Below are 23,024 nucleotides of genomic sequence, written 5' to 3' on the forward strand. Positions count from 1 at the left end.
GGGTATAAGACTATGAAGAAGTATATTATTGCAATAGATCAAAGTACAGCAGGTTCTAAAGCTCTTTTAGTAAATAAGGAAGGAAAAATTCTTTATAAATGTAGTAAAAAACATAATCAAATATATCCTAAGAGAGATTATGTTGAACATAATCCTATTGAGATATATGAAAATGTAATTTCTTTACTAAAGGAGTTAATAGAGAAAAACAGTTTAAAGGGGGAAGAGATATCTTCCCTATCTATTACCAATCAAAGAGAAACGGTAGTTGTATGGGACAAAGTAACTGGGAAACCAGTTCATAATGCTATAGTATGGCAGTGTAGAAGAACTACTAAGATTTGTGAGGAGATAAAAGATTTAGGGTTAGAAGAGAAGATAAAGGAAAAAACAGGACTTGTATTAGATCCTTATTTTTCAGCAACAAAAGTTAAATGGATTCTTGATAATGTTGAAGGTGCAAAAGAGAAGGTTGAAAAAGGAGAACTATTACTTGGAACAATTGAAAGCTGGTTAATATGGAAGCTTACTTATGGAAAAGCTCATGTGTCAGATTACACTAACGCAAGTAGGACAATGTTATTAAATATAAATAGCTTATCTTGGGATAAAGAACTTATGAAAATATTTAACATTACCCAGGAAATGTTGCCTAAGCTTAAAAATTGTGACGATATTTTTGGATATACAAATATTGAGGGTGTAGTTGATGTAGAAATTCCTATATGTGGTGTTATAGGAGATTCTCAAGGGGCATTATTTGGACAAAGAGCCTTTGAAAAAGGAATGGTTAAGGCAACCTTTGGAACAGGATGTTCTGTTCTTATGAATACTGGAAGTAAGTTAATGAAATCTGAAAATGGATTGGTTTCAGCTTTAGGATGGAAGACAAAGGATGGAGCAAACTATGCTTTAGAGGGAATAATTCATAGTAATGGAGATACTTTAAATTGGCTTAAGGATAATTTAAACATGTTTTCTAATTTTAGTGAATTTCAAGAGGGGATAGAATCTTTAGATAGCAATGAAGGAGTATACCTAGTACCAGCCTTTTTTGGTTTGGGATACCCATACTGGAGTCATAATGCAAAAGCTTCAATTGTAGGATTATCAAGAAGTTCAGATAAGAGACATATAATGAGGGCTGCATTAGAAAGTATAGCTTATCAAATTAATGCTGTAGTAAGAGAAATGAGCAAAGAAAGCCAGATTGAAATAAAAGAGTTAAAGGGTGATGGTGGCGCTACAACTAATAAGTTTTTAATGCAATTTTTATGCGATTTATTAGATATAAAGGTTATAAGATCTTCAGTTGAAGAACTATCAGCTATGGGGGCAGTTTACTTAGGTGGATTAGGAACAGGCTTTTGGGAGTCTATAGATGAAATAAAGAATTTAGATAGAGGGGAAGATGAATTCCTTTCTAAAATAGATGAAGCAAATAGAAAAGAGTTATGTAAAGGTTGGGATAACGCAGTTGAAAGTGTGTTATTTATGTACAAAAGTAATTAAACAAATAGAGGTGTATCATGAAAAAAAACAAAGAGGAATTAATCCAAATTTCTAAGCAAATTAGAAAAGACATAGTAGAAATGTTAACAGAATCAGCATCAGGTCATCCAGGTGGTTCACTTTCAGCAGCAGATATAGTTACTACACTATTTTTTAATGAACTAAATATTAATCCTGAAAATCCGAAGGATGAAAATAGAGATAGATTTGTTTTATCAAAAGGTCATGCAGCTCCAGTACTATATAGTGCATTAGCAAGAAGAGGATTCTTTGATCCTAAAGAATTAATGACATTAAGAAAGATTGGTTCAGATCTACAAGGGCATCCTAACATGAATGATCTACCAGGAATAGATATGTCAACTGGTTCATTAGGTCAAGGTATTTCAGCAGCAGTAGGAATGGCTTTAGCAGGTAAAGTAGATAAAAAAGACTATAGAGTATATGCATTACTTGGAGATGGAGAATTAGAAGAAGGTCAAGTGTGGGAAGCTAGTATGTGTGCAGCTCATTATAACTTAGACAATTTAACTATATTTATAGATTTTAATGGATTACAAATAGATGGAGATATAACTAAGGTTATGAGTCCATGTCCAATAGATAAGAAATTTGAAGCTTTTGGTTGGAACGTATTAGTTATAGATGGACATAACTATGATGAAATTTTAGGTGCTATAGAAAAAGCAAAAAACCATAAAGGTGAGCCAACAGCAATAATTTGTAACACAGTTAAAGGAAAGGGAGTTTCATTTATGGAAAATGAGGCTTCATGGCATGGAACAGCTCCAAGCAAGGAACAATGTGAAGTAGCAGTTAAGGAATTAGGAGGAGAAATATAATGAGTAAGAAGATTGCAACTAGAGAAGCTTATGGTAAAGCATTAGCAGCATTAGCTAATACAAATGAGAACGTAGTAGTATTAGATGCAGACCTTTCAAAGTCAACAAAGACTGCAGATTTTAAGGTAGTAGCTCCTGAAAGATTCTTTAATATGGGAATAGCAGAAGGAAACATGATGGGAGTTGCAGCAGGACTTTCAACTTGTGGTAAGGTACCTTTTGTAAGTACTTTTGCAATGTTTGCAGCAGGAAGAGCTTTTGAACAAATAAGAAACTCAATATGTTATCCTAAATTAAATGTAAAGGTATGTGCAACTCATGCTGGTTTAACAGTTGGAGAAGATGGAGCATCTCACCAAGCTATTGAAGATATATCTTTAATGAGAAGTGTACCTAATATGGTAGTTATAAATCCAGCAGACGATATAGAAACAGAAGCTGCAATAAAGGCAGTTGCAGAAATGGAAGGACCTTGCTATGTAAGACTTGGTAGAATGGCAGTTTCAAGAGTTAATGATGAAACAAACTATAACTTTGTAATAGGTAAGGGAATAACTTTAGCTGAAGGAAATGATGTAGCAATAATAGCAACAGGAATAATGGTTGAAGCTGCATTAGAAGCAAAAGAAGAATTAGCTAAAGAAGGAATAAATGCAAGGGTTATTAACATACATACTATTAAGCCGATAGATGAAGAATTAATAATAAAAGCTGCAAAGGAAACTGGAGTTATAGTGACAGCTGAAGAGCATAGTATAATAGGTGGACTAGGATCAGCAGTAGCAGAAGTTGTTTCAGAAAAGTGTCCAGTACCTGTTTTAAGAGTTGGTGTTAAGGATACATTTGGGGAAAGTGGAAAGCCAAATGAGTTATTAGAAAAGTACGGATTAACTTCGAATAATATAGTTAATAAAGTAAAAGAAGTAATAAAGTTAAAATAAAGGGGGAATTAAAAATGAAAATATTTTTAGATACAGCAAATATTGAGGATATAAAAGAAATTAACTCTTTAGGAGTTATACATGGAATAACAACAAATCCATCCCTAATTGCAAAAGAAAAGAGAGACTTAAAGGAAACATTAAAGGAAATAGCATCTATAGTAGATGGTCCAATTAGTGGGGAAGTTATAAGTTTGGACTATGAAAATATGATAAAGGAAGCAGAAGAGCTTGCAAGTATTCACAAGAACATAGTTGTAAAAATTCCTATGACATATGATGGATTAAAAGCAGTTTCATATCTATCAAAGAAGGGAATACGTACAAATGTTACTTTAATATTCTCAGCAGCACAAGCATTACTAGCAGCAAGGGCAGGAGCAAGCTATGTATCTCCATTCTTAGGAAGATTAGATGATATAGGATCAAATGGGTTAATACTTATAGAAGATATAAGTGAAATATTTAATGTTCATAATATCCAAACAGAAATAATAGCAGCATCTATAAGAAATCCAATTCATGTGATAGAGGCCGCAAAGCTTGGTGCAAACATTGGAACTCTTCCACCAAGTGTTATTAGAGCTCTAATTAATCATCCATTAACAGATGCAGGCATTAAAAAATTTAAAGAAGATTGGGAAAAGGCTAATTTATAATAAAGTAAAATAAAAAACAAGTAAATTTGGACTATTTTAATATTTTAATTATCTAATTCTTTATGATATAATGATTTCCGCACAAAAGATAAAGAAGGAGATATAGCATGAGAATTAACTTAACTGAATTAGTAGCACAAATACAATTATCATCAGAAGATATGAAGTATTATTATAATAAAGAAACTGGAGAATTCGTACTGTATGATGAGCAAGAATATGGATATTTAGAGGATTTAGATAGTTTAGATATAATTTTTCACCCAGAGTGGGATGAGGAAGTATTAAAAAGCTTAATAGATATTAGAGATAATGAAGAAAATTATATAGAAGTTCCTTATTGCAATGTATCAAGAGGATTAGGGGATAGAGAAAGAGAAATAGAATATTTAAAGGTAGCACTAGATTGGTGCAGCAAGAATGATATTCTTCCTGTAAATGAGTAAAATTGAGTAGATATTTATTTTTCTTGTTCCGTAACAAGGTTCCAAGTCACAGAAAAACAAATATCTACTCTACTCACTGTTAAAGGTATGTATTAGAAAGCTTCAAGAAATGTATTAAGTTTCTTGGGGCTTTTTATTATTTAGGAAATTATAATACCGATTAAATTATGAACAATTTAATAGTTTAATGGTACTAAAGTTTATTTGCATATGAAATAATTATTTTTTCTTTGAAAATTTATAAGGTATAATTGTAAGTAAGTATATTTCTAAATAAAAAAATTAGAGGTAGGTAATCATATGAAGAGGATTGAAAGGATACGAGATAGGTTAGAAAGGTTGTCTTATACAATAACTAAGGAGGATATTCTAAAAAACAGAACAATTGGGTTTACAGCAAATGAAGTTGGTAGTGAACTTGGAGTAGTTAGAAATAATGCAGCCTCTGATTTGAATGAGTTGGTAAAACTAGGATTCGCATTGAAGATTACAGGTAAACCTGTAAGGTTTTTATCGAGAAAAGAGATTGAAAGAATTATAGGAAATAAAATAAATGGACATATTTTTAATGCTCCAAAAGAATTACTTGAATTAGAAAACAAGACAAGCTATCAAATGAGTAATAAGAAAATAAGAAAAAAAGACTGCTTTATTGATTTAGTTGGATATAATAAAAGTTTGAAAATGTGTGTTAATCAAGGTAAGGCGGCTGTTTGTTATCCTCCACACGGATTAAATACATTAATAGTTGGAGAAACTGGTGTTGGAAAAAGCTTGTTTGCTGAAAAGATGTTTGAATATGGAAAAAGTGAAGGGGTTTTTTGTGAAGATTCAAAGTTTGTAACATTTAACTGCGCAGACTATGCAAATAATCCTCAATTATTATTAGCTGAAATATTTGGGAGCAAAAAAGGTGCATATACAGGCGCGTTAGAAGATAGAAAAGGAGTGCTTGAAGAAGCTGATGGTGGTGTTTTATTTTTAGATGAAATACATAGACTTCCTCCAGAAGGACAAGAAATGTTATTTTTCTTTATGGATAAAGAAAAATATAGACGACTTGGGGAATCAAAAAATGATAGAAATGCTCGTGTAATGATAATAGGAGCAACAACTGAAGGAATTGAATCGAGTTTATTGAGAACGTTCACACGAAGAATTCCAGTAAGTATAAGTATTCCACCATTAAGGGAAAGAAGTATTAAAGAAAGATTATCAATTTTAAAAACATTATTTTCCCTAGAGTCAAAAAGAATTGGTCAGAAAATATGCGTCCATAAAGATGTAATGACTTCTTTGTTAATATATAAACCAACAGGAAATATAGGGCAGTTAAGAAGTGATATACAAATTACAGTAGCACGTGCATTTTTAGAGTATAGAAGTAATTACAAAGATTTTATAGAAGTTATTGTTGATTTTTTACCTTCTTATGTTAGGGATTCTTGCTTAGAGGTAGATGAAAATCTTAGATATAAAATAGATAGATTAGCTTATGATAATTATTTTGAGTATTCAGGAAGTGAGAAGAGCAATTTAGATATTGAGGTTCCTAAGTATGATTTTGAAAAGTATTTCAATGATTTAAGAAAAAAGATTAATAGTGATTCTATAAATTTAACTAAAGTATATGATGATTTTACACAAGCTGTAGTAAAGGATATGTATTCAAACTATAAGTATGCAAATATCATTAATGATGAAATTATTGAGATTGTAAGTACTATATCAGAAATTGTATATGAAGACCTACAGTTAGTTTTTGATAAAGAAGTTTACTATAGCCTAGCGTTCCATTTTAAAAATATATCTGAATTTAACTATATTGAACCGTTAAATGAAGAATATAAACATTATATTAAAATTATAAATTCTAAAGAATTCTCTGTGGCTATAAAAGTAGTGAAAAGGATAGAAAAAGAATTTAATATAAAGTGTTCTAAGTATGAGCCGTATCTTTTGGCAACAATATTCTTTGTTTTATCAAGCAATAAGAAGCATGATTTTATAGATATTATAGTAATAGCACATGGAGATTTAATCGCAGAAAAATTAGCAGAGACAGCAAACTTATTATTAGGAATAGATCATATAAAATATATAAATATGCCACTTACGATGAAACCAGAAATTGTTTTAGATGAAGCGCTAGAAATGGTTAAGAGTAGCAAGAATAATAAAGGAACACTGATAATGGTTGACATGGGATCTCTAGTATTTATAGGGGAAAAAATACAAGAAAGAACTGGACTTAAGGTGAAAGTTATTGAAAATACCAACATACTATCTTTAATTGAGGCATCAAGGAGGGCTATAATGCCTAATGCTAATATTGATGAAATTATGTATAGTTTGGTTAAGCTTCAAAAGAATCTTTATGAAAAACAAAAAAGAAGATTAGACGAAGAAATGGGAAATAGCAAGAAAGTAATATTTACAATTTGCAATACAGGTCAAGGAACAGCAACATATATTGAGGAGTCTATAAAAAAGATACTAAAGAAAAATAATATTTATGATATCAATGTAATACCTATAAGCGTAAGTAATAAAAAAGAGGCAGAAAGGATTATAGATTTAGCAATTCATGAAGAAAAGAAATATATAATAGCAATAGTTGGAGCAGTGGAATTTATATATAACAATATTCCTTATATATCATTGCAAGAAATGTTAACGTATTCTGGAATTAAAAAATTAGTTAATCTCATTGATGAAAAGATTAATATAGAAAATGATGAGAGCCTTATTATTGATGTTAATAGAGATATGGTTCTTGGGGCTGCTGCTGATGTAACATCTAAATATCTTCAATGTTTAGATGTTGAAAAAGTACATCCTTATTTAGTAGATTTTATTTCCTGCATAGAGCATAGTAATATTTTTAAGTTAGCTTTAAATGAGATAGCAAGCACATATGTACATGTATGTTGTATGATAGAGAGAATTTTACTATGTAATAATATTCTTAAGTCAGATGAAAATTTAGAAGAGGTAAAAGCTAAGTTATTTACTGAATTTAATTTTATAAAGAGAGCATTAAGGAATATAGAAGTTGGATTTTCTATAGAGATACCTGATGATGAAATATATTATCTATTACTTATATTTATTGAAAAGAAGCAATGCACTTAATTTAAAGTGCATTGCTTCTTTTTGGTTAAAGCGTATTAATGTGCATTATAAAGCATATAAATATGAAATTTTAATAGTTTAAGAGCATTGGCATAAGAATTGCTATAAATAATATTGAGAAAATAAAGAAAGGAAGAAATGGTTTATGACAGATATAGCATTTATACTTGCAAGTCATGGATATTTTGCACAAGAGGCTTTAAAAAGTGCTGAAATGATTGTAGGAGAACAAAGTAAAAATAAAGTTAGAGCCTTATCAATGACATTAGGGATAGACCTAAATCAGTTTAAAGAAAAGATACAAAAAGTAGTAGATGAGTTTGGTGTTGAAAGAAATATTTTAATTCTAACTGACTTAATGGGTGGAACACCCAATAATGCATCAGTTTATAGTTTGATATCAAATAATAATGTACAAGTAATCAGTGGATTAAATTTACCTGTATTGATAGAAGCATTTACTAATGAACATATGAATTTAAATGAACTAAAAGAACATTTAATAGAGGTTGGTAAATCATCATTTATTGATATGGAGAAGTACATAAATAAGAATGGAGGAATGTAAAATGGCAATAGATTTTGTAAGAATAGATGATAGGTTAGTGCATGGACAAGTAGCTACTACTTGGATAAAAAAGTATGAAATTGAGCAGGTAATAGTGATAAATGATTTATTAGCTAATGATCCAGTTCAAAAGTCTGTATTAGAAATGACAGCACCACAAGGAATAAGAATTTTACTTTTTGGTGTAGATAAGTTTACAGAGGTATATAAGAATAATCCTATTAAAAGAAAAACAATGTTAATTTATACGAATCCAGAAGATGTGTATAGGAATCTCAAAGCTGGAGTTAAAATACCGTATCTAAATGTAGGAGGAATGAAGCATGTATTAAATAAAGAAAAGTTAACTAAGGCAGTAGCAGTAGATGAAAAAGATAAAATGGATTTTAAAGAAATAATGAATTTAGGAGTAAATGTTGAAATACAAATGATTCCTGCTGATAAAGTTACAAATATGAAAGAATTTATAAAATAAGGAGTGATTAATAATGTTAATTCAAGCAACACTATTAGCAATTTGGGCTGCTATATGTACATTTGATTTATTTTCATTTCAAACATCATTATATAGGCCATTAATTGCAGGATCTATTACTGGACTTATATTAGGTGATTTTAATCAGGGGCTTATAATTGGAGCAACTTTAGAACTTATGTGGTTAGGTGTAACTGGAATAGGGGCGTATGTACCACCAGATGTTATTTCTGGATCAATAATAGGAACAGCAGTAGGAATAATATCTGGAGAGGGATCAGTAGCGGGGATAGCTATTGCAGTACCAGTAGCAGTTGTGTGTCAACAACTTGATATGTTAGCAAGAACTTTTGCAATATCTTTTACACATAAAGCTGATAAATTAGCAGAAGAAGGCGACATTGATGGAATAGATAAATGGCAACTTATAGGATTTCCAATGTATGCATTAACAAGGGCTGTACCAGTATTTTTGGCAGTTTACTTTGGAGCAGATTTTGTACAAAACTTATTTGGATATATTCCAGAGTTTATTATGAAGGGATTAACTGTAGCAGGGGGAATATTACCTGCATTAGGGTTTGGTATGTTACTATCATTAATGCTAAATAAAAAATTATGGGTATTTTTATTAGTTGGATTTATTTGTACTATATATGGAAATATACCAACTATAGGGTTAGCTATGATTGGTATTATATTTGCAGTATTATACGATATATTTACTAATAGTAAAAAGGATTCAGCATCAACAGTTGAAGCAAGTGCAAATACACAAGTAAATGATGAGGGAGGTTATGATTTATAATGGAGAAGTTAACCAAGAAAGATATAAGAAAAGTATTTTGGAGATCTAATCTCTTAATGGGATCTTGGAACTATGAGAGAATGCAATCTTTAGGTTTTTTATATAGTATAAAACCAGTATTAAAGAAGTTATATGGAGATAAGCCAAAAGAAGAAAGATCAAAAGCTATGAAGAGGCATCTAGAATTTTTTAATACAATGCCAACTTTTGCATCACCTATTTTAGGTGTAACAGCGGCACTTGAGGAAAAGGAAGGAAATAAAGCTGATAGAACTATATCAGGAATAAAAGTGGGATTAATGGGACCATTAGCTGGGCTTGGAGATAGTATAGTATTTTTAACATGGTTACCTATATGTATGAGTATTGGTGCATCCTTTGCTAAGGAAGGAAATCCATTCGGATTAGTAATTGCTTTACTTATGTTTAATGCTTTAAATATGGGGATTAAGTTCTACGGAATTAACTATGGATATAGGGAAGGAATCAAATTTTTAGATAAAGCTAAGGATAGTGGGGTAGTTCAAAGATTTACTACAATGGCCACTATATTAGGATTAATTCTTGTAGGTGGTTTAATACCACAATTAGTAAATATAAATATTCCAACAGTGTTTAACATTGGAGAACTGGAACTTGGAATTCAAGCAACATTAGATAGTATTTTACCTAAATTAATTCCACTATTAACTACTTTAGGTTGTTATAAGTTATTAAAGAAAGGAAAGAGCTCTATCCTTATATTATTTGGAATAATTGCATTGTCAATAGTAGGAGTTTTATGTGGATTTTTAGGATAATAATTAAGGAGAATTATCATGAGTAATTATAAAGTTGGATATAAGGAAGAAATAATAACTCCTAAGTTAGGATGTTTATTAGCAGGGTATGACGTAATTAGAAAAGCAGAGGAAATTCATGATGAATTAAAAGCAAGAGTATTAACTTTAAGAGGAAAGGATAATTATCTAATTGTTCAATTGGATCTTGTAGGGGTTGATTACCATTTTGTGGGTTTAGTGAAGAATTCTGTGAGTTCATTAAACTTTAATGAAAAAAACATTTTTGTATCAACATCTCATACTCATTCAGGGCCAACTGGAACAATGAATACTAATGAAGGATATCAAAAAGGCCTAAAACAAGTATTTGGAGAATATGATGCAGAATATGTAGATTATATTGTAAACAAAATTAAGCAAGCTGTAGTTGATGCTATAAGCAATGAAGATAGTGCTAAATTATCAGTAAGTAGAAAGATGGTAAATAATATTTGCAGTAATAGAAATAATAAAGACTGGTTTTATGATAATGAACTTATTAGTATTAATTTGTTAAGAAAGGATGGAAAAAAAGTTTTATTATATAACTTATCATGTCATCCAACTGTAATGAGTAGTGATAATTTGTCTATTACAGGTGATTTTCCTAATAAAACTGAGGAAATGCTTAATGAATATGATTTGGTAATGTTTTTAAATGGAAGCTGTGGTGATATAAGTACAAGATTTACAAGGAATGCATCAACTTTTGAAGAGGTAGATAGAATTGGAACTCAAGTTTCACTAGAAATAAGAAATATGCCAGAAGTAAACAGCTATGAAGATATAGAAAAAGTAAATTCTATAGAATTAGAGATACCATTATTGGTCAAGGAATTTGACTCAGTAGAGCATGCTAAAGAAAAGGTTAAAGAGAAGGCTAGAGAGGTAGAAATAGCAAAAAGTAAAAACATGGATTCAAAATCTTTGAGATTGTTGGAATCAAAGTTAGAAGGATTAACGAATAATTATAAGATGGCTTTAGGATTTTCTGATGTTAAAGAAATAGTTGCAAAGGTTAAGATACTAAAAGTTAATAACTATAACATTATATATATACCTGGTGAGCTTTTTTCAAGCTTAGGAAAAAGAATTAAAGATAATAATAGTAAGAACAATATTGTTATAGGATATGGAAATGGTTATATAGGATATATTCCAGATAAATTTGCATATGAAGTTAAAACTTATGAGACTTTTTCATCACCATTTAAAGAGGGTGAAGGTGAAAGGTTAGTTGAAGAAATATTACTTAATATTTAAAGGAGAAGATAAGATGAAGATATTAGATGATTTAAAAGGTACATTATTAGTATCATGTCAAGCTTATCCAGATGAACCATTGCATGGTGAAATGTTTATGGCGAAGATGGCTTTGGCGGCTAAAATAGGGGGCGCAAAGGGATTAAGAGGTTGTGGTCCTTTGGACATAAAAGCAATGAAGCAAGAGGTTGATTTACCTATTGTAGGAATTAATAAGAAGTTCACAGAAGGGTGTGAGGTTATTATTACTCCTGATATTGAAAGTGCAGAAGAGATTTTGAAAGTAGGAGCAGATATTATAGCTATAGATTGTACATTTAGAAAGAACTATAAAGGAGTATATTCCTATGATTATATTCCAGAATTTAAAAGTAAATATCCAAATGTTCCTGTAATGGCTGATATATCTACTTTAGAAGAAGGTATAAATGCTTATAAATTAGGAGCAGATATTATATCTACAACTTTATCAGGATTTACTGATTATAGTCCAAGACAGGAAGAGCCAGATTTTAAGCTTATAAAAGATATAAGGGATGCTTTAGGCGATAAAGTTTATATAAATGCAGAAGGTAGAATTTCAACTAAAGAAGATGTTAAAAAAGCTCTTTTAATGGGTGCGGACTTTGTTACTGTTGGAACTGCAATAACAAGACCTCAATGGATTACTGAGCAAATAACAAAATATATTGGATAGGTGAGAATATGATAACAATAGATTATTTGGATTTTATAATAGACAAGCTAAATGAAGTAAAGGCTAGTCAAATTAAAAATATAGAAAAAGCAGCAAGATTAGTTGCAGATACATGTAAAAATGGAGGGAGATTTTATATATTTGGAACAGGTCATTCTCACATAATTGCTGAAGAGGTTTTTCAAAGAGCTGGTGGTTTAGCATTAGTAAATGCAATATTAGAGCCAGAAATATTGCTTAATCAAAAGCCTAATAAAAGTACATTGATTGAAAGATTAGAAGGCTATTCAAAAATAGTTTTTGGTTTAAATAAGATACAAAAGGGAGATACTATTCTTGTTGTATCAAATTCAGGAAGAAATGCTGCAACAGTAGAAATGTGTTTAGAGGCAAAAAGTCAACAGGTTAATATTATTACTATGTGTTCTCTAAAGCATTCAAAGAATATAGATTCAAGACATTCAAGCGGTAAGAAAATCTATGAGTTATCAGATGTTAATATTGATAATTGTGCAGAGTATGGAGATGCTGCCTTCAAAGTTAAAGGGTTAGATACACCTGTAGGAGCAACTTCTGATGCAACAGGTGTTGCCATTGTACAAGCACTTGTAACAACAGCAATAGATATGATGATAAAAGATGGTTTTGTTCCACCCGTATTTAAAAGTTCTAATGTAGATGGAGCAGATGAATATAATAAAGAAATATTTGATAAATTCTATAATTCTATAAGATAGTTATAATAAAAAAAGCTTCAAGAAATAGATTCATTTTCTTGAGGTTTTTTTTATTAATAATAAGATTCAAATTATTTGATAAGAATAATTGAGAAGGTATAGTTTTATATTTTCTTTTTAACGGCTAGGAAAGTATAAAATTTTAATTAGATATAAATTAAAGGTGTTATTTACCTTTAGTACAAAGGGAATAAATATCCCCCATAAGTTATGTGACAAAGTCACAGAAGAAAATGAAAGGGAACGCTATAATAGAGTATATTGAAAAAAGTATTAAAGGAGATAGAGTTATGAAGAAGAAAGTTTTAATAGTTGGAGGAGTAGCAGGAGGTGCTTCAGCTGCAGCTAGACTTAGAAGACTTGATGAAGACGCAGAAATAATTATGTTTGAAAAGGGAGAATATATATCCTTTGCTAACTGTGGTCTTCCTTATTATATAGGGGATGTGATTCCGACAAGAGAAGCGTTAATAGTTCAAACAGTTGAACAAATGAGCAGAAAATTTAATTTAGACATAAGAAATCTAAGTGAAGTTATCTCCATAAATAAAGAAGAAAAAAAGATAAGTGTTAAAAATTATAGAACTGGTGAAGTATATGAAGAAAGCTATGATACTCTAGTTTTATCACCAGGAGCAAAGCCAATAAAACCACCTATAGCTGGAATAGAAGATTGTAAAAACCTTTTTACTCTTAGAAACATTCCAGATATGGATAATATAAAAAGCTTTTTAGAAGAAGAGAAGCCAAAGAGAGCTATTGTAATTGGTGGAGGTTTTATAGGGCTTGAAATGGCAGAAAATCTTCATGAAAAAGGAGTTAATGTTACCTTAGTTGAAGGAAGTAACCAAGTAATGGGGCCATTAGATATAGAAATGGCAAGTATTATACATTCTCATTTAATTGATAATGGAGTGGATTTAATTTTAAATGATGGTGTTGAAGAGTTTAAGAATAATGGTAAGAAGGTTATTTTAAAAAGTGGAAAAGAAATATATGGTGACATGATAATCCTATCTATAGGTGTTAGACCTGAAACGACTATAGCAAAGGAAGCAGGGCTAAAGTTAAATGAAAGAGGGGCAATTATAGTTGATGAATATATGAAAACTTCAGATCCTAATATTTATGCTTTAGGTGATGCTGTTGAAATAATGGACTTTGTAAATAAAAAGCCAACAATGATTCCTCTTGCATGGCCAGCAAATAGACAAGGAAGATTAGTAGCAGATAATATTTCAGGTAAAGAGGTTAAATATAAGGGGACTTTAGGGTCATCAGTAGCAAAAGTATTTGACTATACTGTTGCATCTACAGGAAATAATGAGAAAACACTAAAAAGATTAGGAATTGAATATAAAGCTATTCATATTCACCCAGGTTCTCATGCAGGATATTACCCAGGAGCTTTTCCAATAGCTTATAAGATGTTATTTAATCCAAAGACAGGGCAAATTTATGGAGCTCAAGGTGTAGGAATGGCTGGAGTAGAAAAGAGAATTGATATAATTGCTACTGCAATTAAGGGAGGCCTTAAGGTAGAAGACCTTCAAGATGTGGAACCTTGTTATGCACCACCATATAATTCAGCGAAGGACCCTGTTAATATGATGGGATATTATGCTTCTAATATTATGGATGGGGATGTAAAAACAATTCAATGGAGTGAAGTTGATAATATAAACTTAGATGATTCAATAATTCTAGATGTTAGAGAAGAAATGGAGTTAATGACAGGAACAATACCAAATTCAATTAATATTCCATTAGGACAGTTAAGGGATAGATTTGACCAGCTAGATAAGAGTAAGAAGATATATGTAACTTGCCAAGTTGGTTTAAGAGGATATATAGCTTCTAGGATTTTATCTCAACATGGATATAATTCTTTCAATATAGATGGTGGAGTAAAGACATATTTACAAGTTAAGAGAGCCTTAGAAAGTCATAATGAGGATAATAATGTTAAGGAAGAGGTTGCAACTATGTCACTAGAAAAAGGTTTAGATATAGCAGAGGTAAATGCAAAGGTTACTTTAAATGCATGTGGATTACAATGCCCAGGACCTATAAAAAGAGTATTTGAAGAAACAAAATCTTTAAATGAAGGGGAAGTATTAAAGGTAATTGCAAGTGACCCTGGTTTTAAGAAGGATATAAGCTCATGGTGTGAAAAGACAGGAAATACTTTAGTGAAAACAGATAAAGATGAAAAGAAGAATTTTGTGGCTTATATAAAGAAGGGTAAAGAAGGAGATAAGGAGGTTACATGTAGCACAGTAAAGGATGGAGCAACTTTAGTTGTATTTAGTGGAGACTTAGATAAGGCTATAGCTTCATTTATAATAGCTACAGGTGCAGCTTCCATGGGTAAAAAAGTTACTATGTTCTTTACATTCTGGGGGCTTAATATTCTTAAGAGTAAGGATAAACCTAAGGTTGAAAAGAAAACTGTAGAAAAGATGTTTGATTGTATGCTTCCAAGTCACCCAGGTAAGTTACCTTTATCTCAAATGAATATGATGGGTATGGGACCTGCCATGATTAAAAAGATTATGAAGGATAATAATGTAGATTCTTTAGAAGAACTTATAAAGAATGCAATTGATATGGGAGTTAATGTAGTTGCTTGTTCTATGAGTATGGATCTTATGGGAATTAAGAAGGAAGAGTTTATTGAAGGTGTAGAAATTGGTGGAGTAGCTTCTTATTTAGGAGCAACTGAAGATTCAGGATTAAATCTATTTATATAATAGTAAAAAAATCCTTAAGAGTAGTTATATTCTTAGGGATTTTTTTATTGTTATTAATAATTTAATACCATTAAGGGTTCTGATGATCCTTATTATCAGTTTTAAAAGTATTTTCTAATTCTCTAAAACACACTAAGTTAAATGCTATTATAATTCCTAAAATTAAGCCAGTAACAAAAAAGTTTATGTTATTAGTTAGGCAAAATAAACCTATTATTATTAATAATATATTAGTAAATACATTTAAATTACGTTTCTTTTTTTCATTTAAAGTATCTATCTTTCTTTGTATTGATTTAAATAATCCTAATTTACTATTGTTTAACCAATAGAATAAGCAAGAGAATATAGTACCTGATAAGGTTGATGATGCTAATATTATTATAAAATCTTTCATTTAAAGTTCACCTTCCTTTTGGATATTTGTTTCCATGTAACTTGGAGTGTAGCGATGGAACAAACAAAATAAATATCCAATCCACCTTTTTTATTTTATTATATACAAATAATGGGAGGGGTTAAATATATCTAATATTATATTTTTAATTTTTTAACAATATCTTTAGGTTTTTCTGCAGAGTCATAATTTACGTATCTGTGATAGAAATATTTCCACAAGTTCAAAAATCTTTAACATTAACGTAACAATCAAAATAAATATCCCATCCTAATCTTTATTGAAAAATAATCAAAAGAATATTAATATGGAAATAAGTTGAAGGAAAGGAAATGGGATTATGAGAGAGGTTTTCTATAATGAATTACAAGGTGATGAACAAATACTTTGGAGTGGAAAAGGAAAATATAAATTTTTTGAAAAGGGTAGCCTATTTCAATTATTATTTATGATTGTATGGTTAAGCTTTGCACTTTATTGGGAGTACACTGCATATAAAGGTGGAGCAGGTTTAGTTATGCTTCTATTTGGAGGCGTTTTTGTTTTTGTTGGATTAAACATGGTTTTTGGATTACCAATAAGAAGAGCTATTGCTATAAAGAATAGAGTATATGCTGTAACTAACAAGAGAGTTTTATTTTGTAATATGGGTAAGAATATATCATTTCAATATTTAGATCTTAAGGATGCAGAGATTGTAAATAAGTATAAAGAGAGAAGCGGAAGAGGAAGTATTGAATTTAACATGGGATATACAAACTATGATATGTATAATGACAATGGATATGATAACAGAAGAAATAGGGGAAGAGTAATGCCAAACAGATTTATGTTTTATAATATTGAGAAGGTAGATGAGGTATCTAATATTATAAGGATGGCAAAGGAAAGCTTAATATAAAAGGAATATTTATATAAATATAAAAAGATATAAATATATGAATATGGTTTTATGAGAAGGGAAATTTATGAATGCTTTAGTGGAAATTCAAGGAGAAAAATATAATTATAAGATTTGATATAGAGATGATGAATTATTGAGAAGGAGTTTTAAACTAATAATGTTTTACTGCATGGATTTCTTAAAGGATAGGATTTATTACATTAAGGATTTAAATGTGATAGCTATTTGTGATTACAATGGAGATGAAGTACTTATTACTCCAAAGGATACATCATCTTATAAAGAGAGTATATTACATGAAGAGGATACTACCCTTTTTATAAGAAGTAAAAAGGAAACTCCATTTGATAGAGAGAGAATAATGTTTCCAATGTTGTCACACACTTAAAATTGGTAAAATGTGTTGTAAATGTATACAATAAGTAATATACTTTTCTATAAGGTCTTCACATTAAGAATTGGACTAGTCTAAATATAGGCCTGAATTTATATATGGGATGGAGGGTTTTTATGAAAGAGTTAAATGAGAAAGTAGCTATTATTACAGGTGCAGGACAAGGTATTGGTAAGGGGATAGCACTTCACCTTGGAAAACGTGGAGTTAAGGTTGTTTGTGTAGGACGTCGTCTAGATCCAATAGTCCAAACAGTGAAAGAGGTAGAAGAAGCAGGTGGACAAGGCTTTGCCATAACTTGTGATGTTGGAAATCGTGAAGATGTTAAAAAAGTAGTAAAAGCTACAGTTGAGAAGTATGGAACCGTTGATGTTGTTGTAAATAATGCTCAAAGTTTACCAGGTTCAGCTAAGGTTGAAGATACAACTTATGAACAAATGCTTACAGCTTGGCAATCAGGAACCATAGGATCATTAAATATGATGCAAGAATGCTTCCCTTATATGAAAGACCAAAATGAAGGAAGAATAATAAACTTTGCTTCTGCAACAGGTATGTTTGGATATGCAGGGCAATTAGCTTATGGATGTAACAAGGAATCTATACGTGGACTTACTAAAATTGCAGCTAAGGAATGGGCTCAATACAATATTATTGTAAACTGTGTTCTTCCAGGTGCAGAAAGTCCAGCTGCTAAAGTATGGGCAGAAAAGTTCCCTGAGAAATATAAAGAAATAATGGAAGCTCAACCAATGAAGAGGTTTGGAGATGGAGAAGATGATATTGGACGTGTTATAGCATTTTTAGCAGGTCCAGATAGCAAATACTATACTGGTCAATGCTTATTAGTGGATGGTGGATACTCAATAGCTCCTTAAGTAATAAATCTCATAAATTGCAAGGTTATTCTTGCAGTTTATGAGATTTTTTTATTGTGAATAAAGTTTACTGAACTCTTCAAATATTAAATCTAGTACTATATTAAAACCAAGTCTTGAAGTTAAATCATGATTATTTAATTGATAGTCCTTTAAGTAAGCAAATAATGATAAATCACTTAAGTTAGATAAGAAGTTTTGAGAAAGTCCAGTTAATGAAATTGTATATATGTTTTTTGTTTTAACAATGCCTGTAATTTTCTTTATTATATCTGTTGATCCAGAAGAGCTAATAATAAAAGCTAGATCGTCATCCTTTAAGTTGTTAGCAAACAATTTATTTTCATCTCTATCCTCTGGAACTAAGCACATTTTATTAAAGTACTGAAGTTTTTTACAAAATGATAAAGCAGGGTATTGAGACAATCCTAAAGAAAAAATAACAACTCTATTTGAATTATATATTTTAGTTGCAGCAGTACATATATCATCTGGTTTATTAAGAGAAAGAGTTTTTACTACAGAGTTATGTATAGAAATATGACTAGAATCTAAATCAATTTCATTATTTGATTTATTTGCATTTACAATATTATATTTTAATTCTGAAAAACCTGAATAACCAAGCTTTTTACATAATCTAATTATTGTATTAGATGATAGATATAGATCATTTGCCATATCTGTAATTTTTATATTTGAAAAAGAATGTGATTTTTCTAATATATATTCTACAATACGTTTCTCGGTATTATTTAAAGTAATATTTTCTTTAGAAATTACATCTAAAAATTTCATCTTAAGAAAGTACCTCCTATGAGTAATTAGTTTTAGTATACAATATTTAACATATATTTTAAAGGAAAATCCTTAGTATATGGGATTTGTGAAAAATATTACAGAATGTAAAAATATATAGGAATGTATAAAAAGTATAAGATGCTTTGTAAACGTTGTTACGAGGTGGTTAACTTGCTATACTAAAATCATGAAACATGCATGTGACAAATTTATGTAGCAACACGGAGGGTTTTTATGAAGAGCTTTATGCAAAAATTCGGAAAGTCATTACTTTTACCTATTTCTACTATAGCTGCTGCAGGTATATTTTTAGGACTAGCAGCTGCACTTCAAAATAGTTCAATAGTTGGAGAAGCCTTTGTAAATTTGCAAGGGGTACAAGATTTTATAGGATTTATTAGAAAACTAGCAGGGTTAGTTTTTGGTAATTTACCAGTATTTTTTGCAATTTCAATTGCTTTAGGAATGGCAAAAGAAGAGAAAGCTACAGCGGCATTTGCTTCTTTAATTGGTTTCTTAGTATTACATCTTACACTAAATTATTTGTTAGGATTAGATGGTATAACAGCAGAAACAACTTCGGTTAAGTATTTAATGGAGAATAACGGATTGTCTCAAATTGATGCCAGTATCGTAAATGCAAAGTATGAGACAGTTTTGGGATATTTTACTTATAGAATGAATGTGTTTGCAGGAATTATAGTAGGTCTTACAGTAACATTTTTACACAATAAATTTTATAAGATACAATTACCAAGTTCAATTAACTTCTTCGGTGGAAAAAGATTTGTACCACTTATAACTCTTATTGTAATACCAGTGGTAGCATTTATATCTTATTATGCTTGGCCAATTGTAGATACAGTAATATCAGGTTTTGGAAAGGGAATTGAGGGTGCAGGAGCATTTGGACCTTATTTATACGGATCGTTAAATAGATTGCTTATACCAACAGGACTTCATCATATATTAAATCAAATCGTAAGATTTACTCCTATTGGTGGTACTGCAGTAATAGATGGAGAACCAGTTGTAGGTGCGCTAAATATATTTAATGCAGCTATAGCATCTACAACAGGAGTTGGAAATGATATTGTAGCAATTGGTAGTAGATATGTTGGACAAGGACATATGCTTTCAGTAATGTTTGGTTTACCTGCAGCTGGTTTAGCTATGATACATTGTGCTAAAGATAAAAATAGAAATAAGGTTAAGGCATTAATTGTTGCTGGAATAGCAGCATCTATTTTAACAGGAATTACTGAACCATTAGAGTTTACTTTTATGTTCATATCACCAATTTTATTCTTATTCCATGTTATTGTTTATGGATTTGGATTTATGATAATGGATTTACTAGGAGTAGCTGTAGGAGGAGTTCAAGCTGGATTAATTGATTTTACTGTTTTTGGACTACTTAGAGGAATGGATACAAAATGGTACTTAATTATCATAGTAGGAATAATAATAGCTTTAGTTTACTATTTTGGATTTAGATATATTATTACAAAATTTAATATAATGACTCCTGGTAGAGAAGATGATGTTGAAGATGAAGATGGGATACCAGCAGTAATAAGTGATGATAAATTATCTAGCACAATTGTTGATGCTTTAGGCGGAAAAATAAATATTGTTAGTATTGAAAATTGTATGACTAGATTAAGAGTTGTAGTAGATAATCCTAATTTAATTAATGAAAAGGTGTTAAAAGATACAGGTGCATCAGGATTTGTAAGACCTACAAAAGAGAATATACAAATTGTATATGGATTAAAGGTTGATCAAATAGCAAGTGATGTAAAAGCATATTTAAAGAGTATATAAATCACATTAATAAAGGTAGCATGTATGGAGGCGTAAATATGAATAAAAATAAAACAAAGATAACAATAGTTGGAGGGGGCTCTACTTGGACCCCTGGAATTTTAAAGGCACTTACAAGATATAAAGAATCTCTATCTCTAAAAGAACTAGTACTATTTGATACAAATGCAGAAAGACAAAAACATATAGGAGAGTTTGGAAAGTTATTATTTAAGGAAGTTTGTCCGGAGGTAGTGTTCAAGTATACTACAGATAAAGAAGAGGCGTATAGGGATGTTGATTATATATTCTGCCAAATAAGAACGGGTGGATATCCTATGAGAGAATTAGATGAAAAAATCCCACTAGAAGAAGGTGTAGTAGGACAAGAGACTTGTGGTGCAGGTGGTTTTGCTTATGGAATCAGATCTCTAAAAGATATGATTGAAATGGTAAAAGATATAAGAAATTTCAGCAAGGATGCTTGGATATTAAATTATACTAATCCAGCAGCAATAGTTGCTTATGGATTAACTAAGGAATTTAAGGACGATAAGAGAATTTTAAATATATGTGATCAGCCTATTAATATGTTAGTTTCCATGGCTAAAATATTAGGTGTAGATGCACAAACTTTAGTTCCAGAATATTTTGGACTAAATCATTTTGGATGGTTTACAAAGTTATATAATAGGGAAGGTAAGGACTTATTACCAGAGCTAAAAGAAAAAATACTAGAACATGGATTTGCTCCAAAAGATGCAGAGCAAAGAGATAAATCATGGTTAGACACATATGCATTAGTTGAGGATATGGTAAGAGATTTCCCAGAGTATGTTCCAAGTACCTATGTTCAATATTACCTATATCCTGAATATAAGACAAGCAAGTTAGATCCAACTTTTACAAGAGCAAATGAAGTAATGAATGGTAGAGAGAAAAGAGTATTTTCTGAATGTGATGATGCAGTGGCACAAGGAACTACTTTAGGTCACAATGTAGTTCATAATGATGCTCATGGCGAAATGATAGTAGAAATTGCAGATACAATTCATAACAATAAGGAAAAGACATACATTGTTATGGTTGAAAATAACGGTATAATACCTAACTTGCCAGAAGATGCTATTGTTGAAGTTGCCTGTGTTTTAGGAAATAGAGGTGCAGTACCTTTCCATGTAGGAGAAATAGATACATTCTATAAGGGATTGCTAGAAAACCAATATGCATATGAAAGATTAACTGTAGAGGCATTCTTTGAAGGTAGCTATACTAAGGCACTTCAGGCACTAACATTAAATAGAACAATTGTAGATGCAAAGAAAGCAAGAAGAATATTAGATAGACTTATAGAAGCTAATAAAGGATATTGGCCAGAATTAAAGTAAATTAAAAAAATCAGTGGTGCTATCATCACTGATTTTTTGAAAATAATAAGAGGAGAGATGAGAGATGACAAAAATTATTTTTAATGCAGATGATTTTGGATATAGTAATGGAATAAATTATGGAATAATTGATACTTTTAAATATGGAGTGTTAACTTCAACAACATTAATGGTTACAATGCCAGGAACAGAACATGCGGTAAAACTTATGAAAGAAAATGAGGGCTTAGGAGTTGGGCTTCACTTTAATATTTCTTTAGGAAAACCAATTACAAAAGGTAAAACCTTAGTAGGAGAGAACAATAAGTTTATCAAACCAGATAATTTGCCAGAAGGATTTAAATATGATGAAAATGAATTAAGGGAAGAGCTAAGAGCTCAATATAATAAATTTATAGAGTTAGTAGGGAAAAAGCCAACTCATGTAGATTCTCATTTATTTAGTAGTGATAAAGTTCCTGAAATGAGAAAGCTATGTGCAGAAATAGCAAAAGAAGAACAAATTCCTATGAGAAATTTTGATTTGGATTTTGTACCACATGTTCAATTTGTACAACATAGATCCCATAATGCTGGACCAGGACTAGAATATGTTAAAGATAATTTCAATGATATATTAAAAAATGAATATGTAGAAATCATGGCACATCCAGGTTATATTGACAGTTATCTTATGAATAATTCTTCGTATAATATGAAAAGGTTAGAAGAGTTGGATTTCTTATTATCAGAAGATGTGAAGAATATGCTTGTAAGTAATAATGTAGAATTAATTAATTATAGTAACTTGGAGTAGATT

General features: G+C 30.4%; 22 protein-coding genes. 20 read left to right on the forward strand and 2 right to left on the reverse strand.

The genetic code is table 11. The features are described from left to right. The first annotated feature begins 12 nt into the window (after positions 1–12). The 14 genes from glpK to DR024_RS09590 all read left to right on the forward strand — a co-directional run bounded on the left by glpK (position 13) and on the right by DR024_RS09590 (position 15,657). Positions 13–1,512 carry a glycerol kinase GlpK gene (gene glpK / locus DR024_RS09525; RefSeq protein ID WP_027099745.1) on the forward strand — a complete coding sequence of 500 codons (1,500 nt, stop codon included), beginning with the start codon at positions 13–15 and terminating at the stop codon, positions 1,510–1,512. Positions 1,513–1,529: 17 nt separating this feature from the next. Beyond that, positions 1,530–2,354 carry a transketolase gene (locus DR024_RS09530; protein ID WP_055184866.1) on the forward strand — a complete coding sequence of 275 codons (825 nt, stop codon included), beginning with the start codon at positions 1,530–1,532 and terminating at the stop codon, positions 2,352–2,354. Beyond that, positions 2,354–3,295, forward strand: coding sequence for a transketolase family protein (locus DR024_RS09535; protein WP_111918604.1), 942 nt, complete (start codon positions 2,354–2,356; stop codon positions 3,293–3,295). Before DR024_RS09530 ends, DR024_RS09535 begins: the two co-directional genes overlap by 1 nt. Positions 3,296–3,309: 14 nt before the next feature. Further along, entirely contained in the window at positions 3,310–3,954 is a 645-nt protein-coding gene (gene fsa, locus DR024_RS09540) for a fructose-6-phosphate aldolase (protein WP_027099090.1), read from the forward strand. A gap of 107 nt (positions 3,955–4,061) precedes the next feature. Then, positions 4,062–4,400: a hypothetical protein gene (locus tag DR024_RS09545; protein ID WP_027099089.1), complete on the forward strand. Its 339-nt coding sequence runs from the start codon at positions 4,062–4,064 to the stop codon at positions 4,398–4,400. Between the two features lie 300 nt (positions 4,401–4,700). Then, positions 4,701–7,535 (forward strand): sigma-54-dependent transcriptional regulator, encoded by a 2,835-nt coding sequence (locus DR024_RS09550; RefSeq protein WP_055254989.1) that lies wholly within the window; start codon positions 4,701–4,703, stop codon positions 7,533–7,535. A 145-nt stretch (positions 7,536–7,680) separates the two neighbouring features. Further along, positions 7,681–8,103, forward strand: coding sequence for a PTS sugar transporter subunit IIA (locus tag DR024_RS09555; protein ID WP_027099087.1), 423 nt, complete (start codon positions 7,681–7,683; stop codon positions 8,101–8,103). 1 nt (position 8,104) lies between these two features. Beyond that, the gene (locus tag DR024_RS09560; RefSeq protein WP_027099086.1) at positions 8,105–8,578 is read left to right on the forward strand and encodes a PTS sugar transporter subunit IIB; all 474 of its coding nucleotides are present in this window, start codon (positions 8,105–8,107) and stop codon (positions 8,576–8,578) included. A 13-nt stretch (positions 8,579–8,591) separates the two neighbouring features. After that, complete coding sequence (locus DR024_RS09565) at positions 8,592–9,386, forward strand: PTS mannose/fructose/sorbose/N-acetylgalactosamine transporter subunit IIC (protein ID WP_055254991.1); 795 nt, start codon at positions 8,592–8,594, stop codon at positions 9,384–9,386. Further along, positions 9,386–10,186, forward strand: a complete 801-nt coding sequence (locus DR024_RS09570) for a PTS system mannose/fructose/sorbose family transporter subunit IID (RefSeq protein WP_027099084.1) — start codon at positions 9,386–9,388, stop codon at positions 10,184–10,186. The genes DR024_RS09565 and DR024_RS09570 overlap by 1 nt, the downstream gene beginning before the upstream one ends. An 18-nt stretch (positions 10,187–10,204) precedes the next feature. Continuing rightward, positions 10,205–11,470, forward strand: a complete 1,266-nt coding sequence (locus DR024_RS09575; RefSeq protein WP_055254992.1) for a neutral/alkaline non-lysosomal ceramidase N-terminal domain-containing protein — start codon at positions 10,205–10,207, stop codon at positions 11,468–11,470. A gap of 13 nt (positions 11,471–11,483) precedes the next feature. Further along, positions 11,484–12,167, forward strand: a complete 684-nt coding sequence (locus DR024_RS09580; RefSeq protein WP_034866772.1) for an N-acetylmannosamine-6-phosphate 2-epimerase — start codon at positions 11,484–11,486, stop codon at positions 12,165–12,167. Between the two features lie 8 nt (positions 12,168–12,175). Continuing rightward, entirely contained in the window at positions 12,176–12,904 is a 729-nt protein-coding gene (locus tag DR024_RS09585; RefSeq protein WP_055254994.1) for an SIS domain-containing protein, read from the forward strand. A 290-nt stretch (positions 12,905–13,194) separates the two neighbouring features. Next, a complete protein-coding gene (locus DR024_RS09590) occupies positions 13,195–15,657 on the forward strand; it encodes a CoA-disulfide reductase (protein ID WP_111918606.1) in 2,463 nt (820 codons plus the stop codon). Between the two features lie 70 nt (positions 15,658–15,727). On the opposite strand, the gene DR024_RS09595 is transcribed toward DR024_RS09590, so the two are convergent. Continuing rightward, on the reverse strand, positions 15,728–16,054 hold the full coding sequence (locus tag DR024_RS09595) for a hypothetical protein (protein WP_055254996.1): 327 nt from the start codon (positions 16,052–16,054) through the stop codon (positions 15,728–15,730). Positions 16,055–16,394: 340 nt separating this feature from the next. Between DR024_RS09595 and DR024_RS09600 the strand changes: the two genes are divergently transcribed. The 3 genes from DR024_RS09600 to DR024_RS09610 all read left to right on the forward strand — a co-directional run bounded on the left by DR024_RS09600 (position 16,395) and on the right by DR024_RS09610 (position 18,230). After that, the gene (locus DR024_RS09600; RefSeq protein WP_055183662.1) at positions 16,395–16,955 is read left to right on the forward strand and encodes a hypothetical protein; all 561 of its coding nucleotides are present in this window, start codon (positions 16,395–16,397) and stop codon (positions 16,953–16,955) included. Positions 16,956–17,127: 172 nt separating this feature from the next. Beyond that, a complete protein-coding gene (locus DR024_RS09605; protein WP_111918608.1) occupies positions 17,128–17,346 on the forward strand; it encodes a hypothetical protein in 219 nt (72 codons plus the stop codon). A 122-nt stretch (positions 17,347–17,468) separates the two neighbouring features. Continuing rightward, on the forward strand, positions 17,469–18,230 hold the full coding sequence (locus DR024_RS09610) for an SDR family NAD(P)-dependent oxidoreductase (protein WP_027099077.1): 762 nt from the start codon (positions 17,469–17,471) through the stop codon (positions 18,228–18,230). A gap of 51 nt (positions 18,231–18,281) precedes the next feature. Here the strand turns inward: DR024_RS09610 and DR024_RS09615 are convergent, their stop codons facing one another. Then, positions 18,282–19,028: a MurR/RpiR family transcriptional regulator gene (locus tag DR024_RS09615; protein ID WP_027099076.1), complete on the reverse strand. Its 747-nt coding sequence runs from the start codon at positions 19,026–19,028 to the stop codon at positions 18,282–18,284. A gap of 237 nt (positions 19,029–19,265) precedes the next feature. Here DR024_RS09615 and DR024_RS09620 point away from each other — a divergent pair, with 237 nt between their 5' ends. The 3 genes from DR024_RS09620 (at position 19,266) to DR024_RS09630 (ending at position 23,021) form a co-directional block, all read left to right on the forward strand. Further along, positions 19,266–20,858, forward strand: a complete 1,593-nt coding sequence (locus DR024_RS09620) for a PTS transporter subunit EIIC (RefSeq protein WP_055183664.1) — start codon at positions 19,266–19,268, stop codon at positions 20,856–20,858. Positions 20,859–20,896: 38 nt separating this feature from the next. After that, complete coding sequence (locus DR024_RS09625; protein WP_027099074.1) at positions 20,897–22,225, forward strand: 6-phospho-alpha-glucosidase; 1,329 nt, start codon at positions 20,897–20,899, stop codon at positions 22,223–22,225. 64 nt (positions 22,226–22,289) lie between these two features. After that, complete coding sequence (locus tag DR024_RS09630) at positions 22,290–23,021, forward strand: carbohydrate deacetylase (protein WP_111918610.1); 732 nt, start codon at positions 22,290–22,292, stop codon at positions 23,019–23,021. Positions 23,022–23,024 lie beyond the last annotated feature (3 nt).

Source organism: Clostridium paraputrificum, from assembly GCF_900447045.1.
Taxonomy (GTDB): Bacteria; Bacillota; Clostridia; order Clostridiales; family Clostridiaceae; genus Clostridium; species Clostridium paraputrificum.

Excerpts from the sequence above, each read along its gene's own strand:
- DR024_RS09590 (WP_111918606.1), top strand. The coding sequence starts at position 13,195 with ATGAAGAAGAAAGTTTTAATAGTTGGAGGAGTAGCAGGAGGTGCTTCA.
- DR024_RS09600 (WP_055183662.1), top strand. The coding sequence starts at position 16,395 with ATGAGAGAGGTTTTCTATAATGAATTACAAGGTGATGAACAAATACTT.
- DR024_RS09535 (WP_111918604.1), top strand. The coding sequence starts at position 2,354 with ATGAGTAAGAAGATTGCAACTAGAGAAGCTTATGGTAAAGCATTAGCA.
- DR024_RS09575 (WP_055254992.1), top strand. The coding sequence starts at position 10,205 with ATGAGTAATTATAAAGTTGGATATAAGGAAGAAATAATAACTCCTAAG.
- DR024_RS09530 (WP_055184866.1), top strand. The coding sequence starts at position 1,530 with ATGAAAAAAAACAAAGAGGAATTAATCCAAATTTCTAAGCAAATTAGA.
- DR024_RS09570 (WP_027099084.1), top strand. The coding sequence starts at position 9,386 with ATGGAGAAGTTAACCAAGAAAGATATAAGAAAAGTATTTTGGAGATCT.
- glpK (WP_027099745.1), top strand. The coding sequence starts at position 13 with ATGAAGAAGTATATTATTGCAATAGATCAAAGTACAGCAGGTTCTAAA.
- DR024_RS09595 (WP_055254996.1), bottom strand. The coding sequence starts at position 16,054 with ATGAAAGATTTTATAATAATATTAGCATCATCAACCTTATCAGGTACT.
- DR024_RS09610 (WP_027099077.1), top strand. The coding sequence starts at position 17,469 with ATGAAAGAGTTAAATGAGAAAGTAGCTATTATTACAGGTGCAGGACAA.
- DR024_RS09585 (WP_055254994.1), top strand. The coding sequence starts at position 12,176 with ATGATAACAATAGATTATTTGGATTTTATAATAGACAAGCTAAATGAA.
- DR024_RS09565 (WP_055254991.1), top strand. The coding sequence starts at position 8,592 with ATGTTAATTCAAGCAACACTATTAGCAATTTGGGCTGCTATATGTACA.
- DR024_RS09630 (WP_111918610.1), top strand. The coding sequence starts at position 22,290 with ATGACAAAAATTATTTTTAATGCAGATGATTTTGGATATAGTAATGGA.
- DR024_RS09545 (WP_027099089.1), top strand. The coding sequence starts at position 4,062 with ATGAGAATTAACTTAACTGAATTAGTAGCACAAATACAATTATCATCA.
- DR024_RS09620 (WP_055183664.1), top strand. The coding sequence starts at position 19,266 with ATGAAGAGCTTTATGCAAAAATTCGGAAAGTCATTACTTTTACCTATT.
- DR024_RS09550 (WP_055254989.1), top strand. The coding sequence starts at position 4,701 with ATGAAGAGGATTGAAAGGATACGAGATAGGTTAGAAAGGTTGTCTTAT.
- DR024_RS09615 (WP_027099076.1), bottom strand. The coding sequence starts at position 19,028 with ATGAAATTTTTAGATGTAATTTCTAAAGAAAATATTACTTTAAATAAT.
- DR024_RS09580 (WP_034866772.1), top strand. The coding sequence starts at position 11,484 with ATGAAGATATTAGATGATTTAAAAGGTACATTATTAGTATCATGTCAA.
- DR024_RS09555 (WP_027099087.1), top strand. The coding sequence starts at position 7,681 with ATGACAGATATAGCATTTATACTTGCAAGTCATGGATATTTTGCACAA.
- fsa (WP_027099090.1), top strand. The coding sequence starts at position 3,310 with ATGAAAATATTTTTAGATACAGCAAATATTGAGGATATAAAAGAAATT.
- DR024_RS09560 (WP_027099086.1), top strand. The coding sequence starts at position 8,105 with ATGGCAATAGATTTTGTAAGAATAGATGATAGGTTAGTGCATGGACAA.
- DR024_RS09625 (WP_027099074.1), top strand. The coding sequence starts at position 20,897 with ATGAATAAAAATAAAACAAAGATAACAATAGTTGGAGGGGGCTCTACT.
- DR024_RS09605 (WP_111918608.1), top strand. The coding sequence starts at position 17,128 with ATGGATTTCTTAAAGGATAGGATTTATTACATTAAGGATTTAAATGTG.